General features: G+C 65.3%; 11 protein-coding genes. 5 read left to right on the forward strand and 6 right to left on the reverse strand.

Annotated features, from left to right (window positions below; translation table 11 throughout):
- From argF to ACFDTG_RS14090, 5 genes are all read left to right on the forward strand, one after another.
- Window positions 1-720 (forward strand): ornithine carbamoyltransferase (argF, locus tag ACFDTG_RS14070; RefSeq protein ID WP_375291639.1); only part of this gene is annotated, 720 nt, incomplete at its 5' end.
- A 37-nt stretch (window positions 721-757) separates the two neighbouring features.
- Window positions 758-1660: an Hsp33 family molecular chaperone HslO gene (locus ACFDTG_RS14075; protein ID WP_375291640.1), complete on the forward strand. Its 903-nt coding sequence runs from the start codon at window positions 758-760 to the stop codon at window positions 1658-1660.
- Window positions 1661-1769: 109 nt separating this feature from the next.
- Window positions 1770-2174 carry a DUF3617 domain-containing protein gene (locus ACFDTG_RS14080; RefSeq protein WP_375291641.1) on the forward strand — a complete coding sequence of 135 codons (405 nt, stop codon included), beginning with the start codon at window positions 1770-1772 and terminating at the stop codon, window positions 2172-2174.
- A 22-nt stretch (window positions 2175-2196) separates the two neighbouring features.
- Window positions 2197-2889, forward strand: a complete 693-nt coding sequence (queC, locus tag ACFDTG_RS14085; RefSeq protein ID WP_375291642.1) for a 7-cyano-7-deazaguanine synthase QueC — start codon at window positions 2197-2199, stop codon at window positions 2887-2889.
- A gap of 58 nt (window positions 2890-2947) precedes the next feature.
- Window positions 2948-4537: an MFS transporter gene (locus tag ACFDTG_RS14090; RefSeq protein ID WP_375291643.1), complete on the forward strand. Its 1590-nt coding sequence runs from the start codon at window positions 2948-2950 to the stop codon at window positions 4535-4537.
- A 3-nt stretch (window positions 4538-4540) separates the two neighbouring features.
- Here ACFDTG_RS14090 and ACFDTG_RS14095 read toward each other — a convergent pair whose 3' ends face one another.
- From ACFDTG_RS14095 to ACFDTG_RS14120, 6 genes are all read right to left on the reverse strand, one after another.
- The gene (locus tag ACFDTG_RS14095; RefSeq protein ID WP_375291644.1) at window positions 4541-5077 is read right to left on the reverse strand and encodes a superoxide dismutase family protein; all 537 of its coding nucleotides are present in this window, start codon (window positions 5075-5077) and stop codon (window positions 4541-4543) included.
- A gap of 97 nt (window positions 5078-5174) precedes the next feature.
- On the reverse strand, window positions 5175-6296 hold the full coding sequence (locus ACFDTG_RS14100) for an OmpA family protein (RefSeq protein WP_375291645.1): 1122 nt from the start codon (window positions 6294-6296) through the stop codon (window positions 5175-5177).
- 196 nt (window positions 6297-6492) lie between these two features.
- Window positions 6493-6945, reverse strand: a complete 453-nt coding sequence (locus ACFDTG_RS14105; protein WP_375291646.1) for a DUF2793 domain-containing protein — start codon at window positions 6943-6945, stop codon at window positions 6493-6495.
- 25 nt (window positions 6946-6970) lie between these two features.
- The gene (locus ACFDTG_RS14110; protein WP_375291647.1) at window positions 6971-9139 is read right to left on the reverse strand and encodes a phage tail protein; all 2169 of its coding nucleotides are present in this window, start codon (window positions 9137-9139) and stop codon (window positions 6971-6973) included.
- A 3-nt stretch (window positions 9140-9142) separates the two neighbouring features.
- Window positions 9143-9541, reverse strand: coding sequence for a peptidoglycan endopeptidase (locus tag ACFDTG_RS14115; RefSeq protein WP_375291648.1), 399 nt, complete (start codon window positions 9539-9541; stop codon window positions 9143-9145).
- Between the two features lie 4 nt (window positions 9542-9545).
- Window positions 9546-10143 (reverse strand): DUF2163 domain-containing protein (locus ACFDTG_RS14120; RefSeq protein WP_375291649.1); only part of this gene is annotated, 598 nt, incomplete at its 5' end.

Consider the following 10143-nt stretch of genomic DNA (forward strand, 5'->3'; position numbering starts at 1 on the left):
CTTCCGATCTGTACGGCAGTCATTCTGGATTCGGGAACGAGCCAGCTTGGTCGCGGCGAAAGTATCGCGGACACCGCGCGCGTGCTCAGCCGGATGGTCGATTGCATCATGATCCGCACCGACGATCATGAGAAGGCCGAGGAACTCGCGCGCCACGCCAGCGTGCCGGTGATCAACGGCCTGACGGATCGCTCGCATCCGTGCCAGATCGTGGCGGACCTGCTTACGCTGGTCGAACACGGCAAGGCACTTCCGGGGCTCGAGCTGGCCTGGATGGGAGACGGCAACAATGTGCTGAATTCCGTTCTCGAGGCAGCTGCCCTGATGAAGTTCAACGTCCGCGTAGCCACGCCCCAGGGCTATGAGCCCGACTCCGCTTTCGTCGACATGGCGCGGGGGGCCGGATCGAACGTAACGCTCACGCAGGATGCGGCCACGGCGGCTGCGGGCGCGGATGTCGTGGTCACCGATACCTGGGTCTCGATGGGGCAGGACCATACGCATAACAAGCTGGCGGCCATGGCACCCTATCAGGTCGATGCCCGTCTGATGGCCGGCGCGGCGGACAAGGCCGTGTTCCTCCATTGCCTGCCCGCGCACGTGGGGGAGGAGGTGACGGAGGACGTGTTCGAGGGCCCCCAATCACTGGTCTTCGACGAGGCCGAAAACCGCATCCATGCGCAGAAATCCATTCTGTTGTGGTGCTTCGGCCTTCTGTGAACCTTCCCTCTCGTGCCGGCATACCCATATTGCCGCCATGAGTTTGAACGAAACACTTCCGGAAACCTTTTCCGATCGGGTGCTGGGCTTCACCATCCCCACCCGCCACGCGCGCGGCCGGGCCGTGCGGCTGGATGCCGTGCTCGATCGCATCCTTTCCGCGCACGACTATCCGCCGCCGATCACGCATCTTCTGGCCGAAGCACTGGTTCTTACCACGCTCGCTGGCTCCTTGCTCAAGGATGATGGGTCGCAGCTTACCATGCAGGCGCAGACCGAGGGCGGGCCGGTGCGTCTGCTGGTTTGCGACTACCGCGATGGCGAGCTGCGCGGATATGCCGACTTCGATTCCGAAGCGCTGACGACCCTCGGCGCCAATCCCTCGCTTCAGGCACTTTTCGGCAAGGGCTATCTGGCGCTGACCTTCGACCTGCCGGGAAAGAACGGGCGCTATCAGGGCATCGTGCCGCTGGAGGGAGACAGTCTTGCAGAGGCATGCCAGGCTTATTTTTTCCAAAGCGAGCAGGTGCCCACGCTGATCCGCCTGGCGATCTCGGCCCAACCGGGCAAATGCCGCGCCGCGGGTCTGCTGATCCAGCATCTGCCCGAGGGAGAGGAAGGACGCGAGCGTTTGCACACGCGCTTCGATCATCCCGAATGGGAGCATGTGGCGGTCATGGCGGGGTCGCTTCGACATCAGGAACTGCTCGACAACAGCCTTTCACTGGATGCGATCGTCTGGCGACTGTTCCACGAGGAGGACGAAGTGCGCGTCTTCCGCGGCCCGCTGATGATGCGCGGCTGCCGCTGCTCGGCTGAATATTATGAAAGCGTGATCGCGCGCTTTCCCGAAGACGATCGCATCGACATGCGAAACGACGACGGCGTGATCGTGGTCGATTGCGCCTTCTGTTCGCGAGAATTCGCCATCACGGGCTGAGCATCAAGGCTCTGGAAAATTCGGTCGATCTTGCTTAGCCTTTCATCGAAGCGCGCACGACAAGCGGCCCGGGTCAGGCAATGCAGTCACAGCTAACGAAGGTCTTGCCATGAAGTCGATCTCCAAGTCCGGAATTGTGGGCGCATGTCTTCTCGGCGGGGCGGCGCTGACGCCGCTTGCCGCGCAGGGCGATGCGATGGCGTTGCTCAGCAAGCTGGAGCCCGGTCAATGGGCCATCAGCTCGCGCGATGGCGGGCCGACGAAGTCGATCTGTCTTCGCGATGCCGCGGAACTGGTTCAGCTTCGTCATGGTTCGGCAAGCTGCAGCCGGTATGTGGTCGAGGAAAGTGCGGACCGGCTGACCGTCCAGTATACCTGCAAAGGCAATGGATACGGCCGTACCAGCATCCGGCGCGAAACCGGAGGTCTGGTCCAGATCGAAAGCCAGGGCGTAGCCGCAGGGCGGCCGTTCCAGTTCCACGCCGAGGCCCGGCGCACGGGCGCCTGCCGCTGACACTGAGCGGGAACCAACGGTAATGATCAGTCATCATACCAAACCGCGCGCGGTCGTTCTGTTGTCCGGCGGGCTCGATTCCATGGTGGTCGCAGCTCTCGCTCGCGAGCAAGGCTATGCGATCAACGCGCTCACCATCGATTACGGCCAGCGCCATCGCCGCGAACTCGAAAGCGCGCGCGATATAGCGGGCAGGCTGCAAGCGGAACATCACGTCGTGCTTCCCCTGGACCTCACCCGCTTTGGCGGCTCCGCCCTCACCGCCGACATCGACGTACCCAAGGGCGGGGTCGAGGAGGGTATTCCGCTCACCTACGTGCCGGCGCGCAATCTGGTGTTTCTGGCGCTTACCACCGCCTTCGCGGAGGCGAGCGGAGCGCGCGACATCTTCATCGGGGTGAACGCGATAGATTATTCCGGCTACCCCGATTGCCGGCCCGAATTCATCGCCAGCTTCGCGGAAACGGCGCGCCTCGGCACGAAGGCAGGCGTCGAAGGCGCGCCCTTCACCATTCATGCTCCGCTTCAGGAACTGGGCAAGGCGGATATCGCACGCGAATGCGACCGGCTGGGGCTCGACCCCGCGTGGAGCTGGTCCTGTTACGATCCCCAGCCCGACGGTAGCGCCTGCGGTCTGTGCGATTCCTGTCGCTTGCGGCGAAAAGGCTTTGACGACGCAGGCGTAGCAGATACCACGCCGTATTCCGCCGGATAAGGCGGGGGCGTGAGGGAGCAAATCGATCAGCAATTCCGAGAATGAGGTGCCCCAGGGAGTGGACACCGCTACCGCCAAGGTGCCGGCTTATAGTTGGTACGCGCTAAGTGTACTCGTCCTAGTCTATGTGCTGAATTTCATCGATCGTCAGATCCTCTCGATCCTGGCGAACGACATCAAGGCCGACCTAGGGGTCGAGGACGATTATCTCGGCTTCCTCTATGGAACGGCCTTTGCGGTCTTCTATGCCCTGTTCGGCATCCCGCTGGGCAAGCTGGCGGACAGTTGGCGGCGCACGCGGCTGCTTTCGATCGGCCTGGCACTATGGTCCGTGATGACGGCCCTTTCAGGTTTGGCGCGCAACGCGACCCAGCTGACCGCCGCACGCATCGGCGTGGGTGTGGGCGAGGCGACCGCCAGCCCATCGGCCTATTCCCTGATCTCGGACTGGTTTCCCGCGCGGCTGCGCGCCACGGCGCTGGCGATCTATTCTTCCGGTCTGTACCTCGGCGGTGGCATCTCGCTTCTCATCGGCGCTCTGGTGGTGGAAAACTGGAACGCCGCCTATCCGGATGGGGGCCCTTTTAACATCGTCGGTTGGCAAGCCGCCTTCATGGCTGTCGGCATTCCGGGCCTTTTGCTGGCCCTCTGGGTCCTTACCTTGCGGGAACCCGTCCGGGGCGCGATCGACGGGCTCCCGACGCCCGAAAATCCGCACCCCTTCCGCGGGTTCTTCAACGAACTGTTCCAGGTCATTCCCCCCTTCACCTTTATCGGCGCGGCGCGGCGCGGCGTTCGGGATCTGGCGTTCAACGCAGCTGGCGCAGCGTTCTTTATCGCCGCCATTATCGCCCTTTCGACGGTTGCCCCCGCCACATCGGCCATCATACCCGGGATCAGCGATCAGTGGCTTTTCCTCGGCGTGGGATATTACGCGGTCTTCAGCTGGGCCCTCGCCTTGCGGACGCGCGACAGACCCACCTTTGCACTCACCTGGGGTTCGCCGGCGTTTCTGACCGTGGTGCTGGGCTATGGGACCGTGGCCTTCATCTCCTATGCCGCGTCCTACTGGGGCGCGCCCTACGCCGAGCGCGTGCTGGGGGCGGACAAGAGCGACCTGGGCTGGTTTCTTGGCGGCCCATCTGCGGTGGCGGGCTTCATCGGCGTCATCTTTGGCGGGCGCATTGCCGACTACCTGCTCGAACGTTTTGCAAGCGGACGTGTCGTCGTCATACTACTCGGCCTCGTGACCGCCGTTCCGCCCATTGCCCTTGCCTACACTACACCCGACATCACGACATTCTACGTCGCGAGCTTCGTCGCCCAGATGACGGCCTCTTCCGCTCTGGGTGCCGCTGCGGCGAGCAGCCAGTCACTGGTGCTGCCGCGGATGCGGGGTATGGCGACAGCGATTTTCTTCCTCTCGACCACCCTCGTGGGGCTGGGCATCGGTCCGTTTATGGCCGGCTATGTTTCGGCGATCAGCGGCGACGATCTCGGCTATGGCATGATGACCACACTGGTGGTCGTGCCCATCGGCGTCATCCTGCTTATCGCAGCCATTCGACTGGTTCCGATGGCAAATGCGAGCGTGATCGAACGTGCTCGCGCCGCGGGCGAGGATATTTCGCCCGCGAGCGCGACCTGAGGGTCAGGCCGGGCGCATGATCCCGCAGGCGATGCGCGAGCCTGCCGCGCCCGACGGATCGGTCCGGTAGTCGTCGGCACCTGCATGGATGACCACGGCGGTCCCATCCGCGTCGAAGATTTCCTGTAGGGCGCCGGCTCTTTCTCCGGGAATGTCGACGGTGGCGGTCGCGGCACCGGAAGAATTGACCTCCAGGTTTTGCATGTCGCCAAGATGCGGCCCCATCGGATCGAGGGTGCCGTGCTTCTTGTCGTAGGGGTTGAGGTGACCCCCCGCGCTTGTGAAGTCGGGCCCCTCGCATTTGCCGGTCGTGTGAAGATGGAAGGCATGGGTTCCGGGGCTCATGCCCGTCACAGCCACTGCCATCGAAAGCCCCTCGCCAGATCGCATTAGCTGCGCCGTGCCGGCCGGCATGCCGTTGGCATAACTCAGCGTCGCCTGCCCGACCCGCTCGGTCGGTACGTCCGCCATGGTGGTGCAGGCGCCGAGAGCCGAAGCGGCGCCCAGTGACATAAGAAGATTGCGGGTCTGAAATGGCATGGAATGCTCCCATCGGTTGCTGTGGTACAATCCAGACAACGAAAAAGGGGCCGAATTGCTCCGGCCCCTGATCCATTGTCGCGAATTTCGCGGAAGATTACATGCCCGAACCCGGACCGTAGGTGATCTCCACACGGCGGTTCTGCAACTCGCGCACACCGTCAGCGGTCGGAACGCGGGGGTTCGCTTCGCCGAAGGCTTCGCTCGAGATGCGGCCACCCGGGACGCCACGCGAGGTGAGGTAATCCTGCACCGAGTTGTTGCGGCGTGCTGCGAGGCCGAGGTTGTACTGAACGGTACCCGAACGGTCGGTGTAACCGGCCAGCATGACCGAAGCCGTGCCGCAGTTTGCATAGGCCGAAACCGCGCTGTCCAGAACCGTAGCGGCTTCCGGCGTGATGTCCGACTTATCCCAGTCGAAGAACACGATGTACGGGCCCGACTCGCATGCCGGAGCCGGCGGAGGCGGCGGAGGAGGCGGCGGGGGAGGCGGCGGCGGGGGAGGCGGCGGGGGAGGCGGGGGCGGAGCAGCCGGCTCACCGAAGTTGTAGGTCAGCGTGCCCATCAGCGAGTGGGTACGGATGCTGTCGTTGAGCGTGTTACCGCCAACGTCGACAAGATTGACGTCGGTAGCATTGAAGAAACGATAGCGCAGACCAGCGTCCCAGTTGTCGCTTACCGGAGCACGAACTTCAGCAAGCAACTGCCAAGCGAAACCGCTATCGGAATCATCGATCGTCGGACTGCCGGTCGTCAGGACAGATTCGACGCTAGTGCGGGCTACGCCGACACCACCACCAACGGAGCCCTGGAGACCATCGTCATCCCCGAAGTCCAGAAGGCCGTTGAGCATGAAGCTCAGAATGTCGAGGTTGCCAGCGTCTTCATAGACTCCGGCAGTCCGCCGAATACCGTTGCTAAGAACACCATTCGACCCGGCAAGAAAAGTATCGAACTCGGCACGACGATAGCTTGCTTCAGCCTCAAGGCGGAAGGCACCGAAGTCGTAACCGACGTAGCCGCCAAAATCATAACCGACATCGGAGTCGATCTGGCTTCCATCGATTACCGTGTTATTGGTGTTGTTGATGTCGAATTCGATATCTTCGACGATCATGGCACCGGCTTCGACGCCGACGTACCAGGCATCGTCCCTGGCCAGCGCCGGAGTGGCGAGGGCCGTGGATGCCATCGCCATTCCTATGACGAATTTCCGCATGTTGTATTCCCCTTTTGCGAATATAGAGCCACCGAGTGGCGGGTTTCTAACTATTACCCCGATGGGTGGCAAGCGAACAAAATCCGGGAACTGTTGCAATAATGCCGCTGCAAGTGAGGGCAATTTTGCTGGTGTTCTTTGTCCGGATGATGTTTTCCTCCGCCCCCCAAACTCGGTGAACTGCAAGCGGTTCCGGTTACGGCAAAGAAAAAATGCCGACCTCGCGCAGCCTGTCGAGGATTTGCGTGATGGCGGCGCGGGCCTCCGCGTCGATCGTGCCGCCGCCCTCGGGAGCGGGCGGCATCTCGGCCGTTTTCCATGCCGCCCCGTCAAAGTGCGCCCACGCCGCACGGGGCCGATCCCAAATCCGCATTCCTGCAAGCGGCTTCTGCAGCTGCCAAGCCCCGGCTCCGAACGACGCAAGGGCCCCCTCTTGGCCCTCCCATGCCCCGCCGGCCGGCGCGACAATTAGGTAACAGTCGCCTTCCTGCGGGTTGGGAGGGGGCTCGGCAAGACTGTCTGCGATGGCGGGATGCATCGCGGTATCGATACGCGCCAGCGCTTCGTTCACGAAGACTTCGCGCTGCGCCTGCCCCGCGAAGAGATAAGGCAGGTCGAAGCGCGCGGTACGGGAAAGGGGGTCGGTCATGGCAAGATTCTCCGGGAAGGCTGTTTCAATCGAGGATGGTCAGAAGGGTCGGATCTGAGCGGGCGAAAGTGCCGCGCTGGCGTACCCAGAGCGGAGTACCCGGTGGCAGGGCATCGAGGTCGGCGGTCGGCAGCGTGAGCCGCGTCGTTCCTGACTCCCACGAACGCAGCGGCTCGGCGGGGTCCCCCGCCCCAACTTCATAACTTTCGCTTTCCTCCACCAGCGGCGGCGAGACATCGCCCCATGTCCATGCACCGCGCGCACGCCGCGTCCAGGACAAGGCTAGCTGGCCATCTTCCGCCGCCACGCGCGCATGAACGGGCGACAGGGGCCGGCGCGAGCGACCAGGCGTGGTGACCGACGCAAACACGGGGTCTGTTTCCCCCAGGCCGATCGCGGCAAGCCGTTCGGAGGTCGGATCGATCGCGTCGTCGCCGAACAGACGCAGTCGTGAATCGAGCAGAACGATCCGGGCCCCGGCGCTGTGCCCTTCGCAGGCCTCAGCCTCGGTTCCACCGCGTCCGCGCAATAGCCCGGTGAGGCGCCAGCGCCCTTCGCCGAGCGGCTGTGCCCCCGCGAATTGGACGATCTCGGAGCCGACGAGGAGGCGGTTCGAACCGCCCAGGATTCCGAGGAGATCGCCAGCCGGAAAGACGGAATCGGGATCGTCCGCCATGACCTCCAGCGAGGCGGCGGGCTCGAAAACCAGCGCCGGGGAGCCCGCAAGCGGCGCGGCAAGCACACCCGCGACGGCCCGCACCGGTCCGGTCCCGCCCAGCGAGACCAGCGCGCCAGCGCGTTCGGCGAAAAGTTCTGCGCCCGCCCAGCGCCCGCCGGTCGATCCTGCCGCCACATGGATGCGGGCGACATCGGGCGATCCGCTGCCGTCCCACGGCAGTTCGAAGGCATCGAGCCGGGTGTCCCCTGCGAGTCGATCGCGCGGGGCCCAGGCTGCCCCTGAATCGGCGGCGGCACCTTGCGAAACGACCCCCTCCACGGCCCGCGCCAACGCCAGCTCGATTCCGCCATCGCGCCATTCCCAGCTTTCGATACGCCATAGCCCCGGGGCGCCGGACACCCGCACGGCGGCGCCCGGTCGCATCCGCAGGTCGATGGTGGACAGGCGCAGCGAAAACCGATCCCGCGCCATCCGCTCGCGCTGGTGAAGCGCACCGATCATCGCGCGTGCGCCGCCCGCGTCGAGTGCGGCAGGCAGTTCGAGGGTTCGTTCCGCGATCCCTGCCGGCGAGCCGGTCACGCGCTGCATTCCCGGCTGATAATCCCGCCCGGTGTCGTAATAGCGCAGCGTGGTGGGGCCCGCTTCCCCGGCCCGGTCGCGTCGGGTGCCGGTGCGGGTGCCGAATTCCCCATCGGCCCAGGCAATGGGCGCGCCGGTCCGCAGCGCCTGCGACCCATCGCCTTCTGGCCCAACGGCAAGCACGCTGCCGGCGCCGTCGACGACCAGCGGGATCGCTTCGCCGACTGCCTCCATCACCGCCGCCAAACTGCCACCGTCGTGGGAGAAGCCCGTGATCGACGCGGCGGCGGGCAGAGGGTCGGATCGGATCGCAAAGATATCCTCGGTCAGCGCGGCGAGAAGGCCTTCCCCGCCGCCATCGGCAAACACTTCGAAGGCGAGCGCGGGAATGCGATTGCCGAAATCGGCCAGCTGCAAATCCTCGAACACGGCATAGGCCAGCCCCCGGTGCGCCGGGCAGCGTTCCCCCAGGGCGGCGGCAAGCAGGGGATCGCGCGACTGGTCGCCGTGACCGGTATGAATCCGCAATGTCCCGCCGGTCTTCAGATCGCCCGCCGCCCCGCGCAGCAGATTGCCGTCCGCCCAGACGCGCCCGATGCGCTCGATCGGCCGGCTGGACAGAGCCACCGCGAGCGACACCGAATAGCTGTAGCTTGTGGTGCTGGGCGCGCCTTTCCCGCCGCCGGTCGTGGTCCCGGTCTCGCGGAAATCACTGGCCCATATGATCGTGCCCGCGACCCGCATGGCGCCGAAATGGCGCGCGATCGGCGTACCGTAGCTGGACGAGGTGACGGCAAGCTCGGTCAGGCGCGGACCTTTCCGGCTGGGCGGTCCCAACATCCGGCGATCCACTTCGCGGCCCAGCAGGCTACCGATCGCCCCGCCCAGCGGCCCGCCGATGGCAGTGCCCAGCGCTCCGAATACGATAGTGGCCATGGCTCAGGCTCCCGCTTCGGCGAAACGCCAGTGGCGCAGCACCGGCCAGGGTATCTCGCCATCCAGCACCACCACGCGGCCCAGCCCGGCATGGGCGTGGACGAAGCGGTCCGGCCCGAGCGCGACCAGCAGATGGTGCTGCGCTGCGCCGGGTTGCGCCAGGGTCAGGTCGCCGCGCGCGAAAAGCCCCCCGGCGGGAAGGAACCCGGCGCGCTTCGCGAAGGCGAGGTGACGATGAATGGCGCTGTTGCGCAGGCCATAGCCTGTCGGTGCGTCCACCCCGCCCAGAGCGCAGGCGATCAGGCCCACGCAATCGAGCCCGCTGGCCGGGTCGCGTCCGCCCAGGCGGAACGGTGCGCCAACCAGCGCCTCGGCGCGGGTGGCGAAAGTTTCGGGGTTCATGGCATCACCTCGGTTGCGGATAATGCGCGAGCAGATCGGTGCCCGGCAGGAAGGGTTCGCCCTGGAAGTTCACAGCGTTGTCGAAACGTCCGGCGCAGGTGGCGATGGTATGGTCGCAGCCTTCGCGCAGCAGCACGCGCGTTCCCGAGGCAATTACGCCCGGATCGCTGTCGAGAAGCAGCCCCATGTCGTCGGCGGCGAGGATCGTGGCACTTAGCCCCGCGAGCGGACCGTCGAGCCAGCGCAGCGAGCCTTCGGCGAACGGCGCCCGATCGAGCCCGGCGAGAATCACGCGCCCGCCGTCCACGCCGCCGACCACGGCGCGATGGGTAAATCGCGCGGGCGACAGCGTGCAGCCCGGTCCGCAGAAACCGGCCCGGCATCCCGGGCTGCTGCGCGGCACAGGGTCTATCGCCAGCGCGGCCTTGGCGGAGGCGAGCGTGGCGGAGAACGCCGCCCCTTCGCGCGCAATCGCGGCAATGGTGCCGCGCCACAGCTCCGCCTGCTCCAGCGTTTCCCAGTCCACCGCGCCGATGGCCACGCTCGCCCCGTCGTACCGCCCGGCGGCAAGATCGCTTTCGGCGATGCAATCATGCGCCAGC

Origin of the sequence: Qipengyuania sp., from assembly GCF_042095715.1 — a bacterium.
Taxonomy (GTDB): domain Bacteria; phylum Pseudomonadota; class Alphaproteobacteria; order Sphingomonadales; family Sphingomonadaceae; genus Qipengyuania.